Annotated in this window: 2 protein-coding genes; both read left to right on the forward strand. The window is 66.5% G+C overall.

The features are described from left to right. A partial coding sequence (locus EOA86_RS36750) for a lysophospholipid acyltransferase family protein (protein ID WP_128345842.1) occupies nucleotides 1-586 on the forward strand: 586 nt, incomplete at its 5' end. Next, the coding region (locus tag EOA86_RS36755; protein WP_281035747.1) for a glycosyltransferase N-terminal domain-containing protein at nucleotides 583-815 on the forward strand (233 nt) is incomplete at its 3' end. The genes EOA86_RS36750 and EOA86_RS36755, both read left to right, overlap by 4 nt.

Raw genomic sequence — 815 nt, forward strand, 5'->3', positions numbered from 1 at the left:
GTCGGGCGGCGCCTACTCGCAGTTCGAACCCATCATCATCGCGCTATGGCACGGCCAGCATCTTCTGACTCCGGCCTACTATCCCAAAGGACGGCCGCTGGTCGCCATGGTGTCGCGTAGTGCCGATGCCGAGCTCAACGCACTGATGATCGAGAAATTCGGCATCGAGGCGGTGCGCGGCTCGGGCGGACGCGAAAGCTCGAAGCGTCGCGACAAGGGCGGCGCCACAGCGCTGATTGCCCTGAAAAAGTCACTCGCCACCGGCAAGAACGTCGCCATGATCGCTGATATTCCGCATGGCACGCCGCGCGATGCGGGGCTTGGCATCGTTCTCCTGGCGCGGCTTTCGGGCCGACCGATCCTGCCCGCCGCCATCGCCACCAGCCGCCGCAAGGTGCTGGAGCGCAGCTGGGACAAGACCACGATCAACCTGCCGTTCGGCCGCTCCTCGATTGTCGTCGGAGCGCCGGTTTTCGTTCCGGCCAATGCGGATGAGGCCGAAATGGAACGCAAGCGCCAGGAGGTCACGGCCGCGCTCAACGCCGCGACCGCCGAGGCCTATCGCCTCGTGGATGGCTCAAAATGAGCGAGCGCTGGGCGCGCACCTTCCTGACGGCGTATCGTTTCGCAGGCGCAGTCGCCTACCCGCTGATCGGACCCTATGTCGCCTGGCGCACCTCCAGGGGCAAGGAGGACCGAATTCGCCGGCGCGAACGCTATGGCATCGCCGGGCGCGAGCGCCCCGAGGGACCGGTGATCTGGATCCACGCGGCGAGCGTCGGCGAGACAATTGCCGTCGTGCCGCTGGTCGAGAG

Source organism: Mesorhizobium sp. M5C.F.Ca.IN.020.32.2.1 (genome assembly GCF_004023105.1).
GTDB classification, from domain to species: Bacteria; Pseudomonadota; Alphaproteobacteria; order Rhizobiales; family Rhizobiaceae; genus Mesorhizobium; species Mesorhizobium wenxiniae.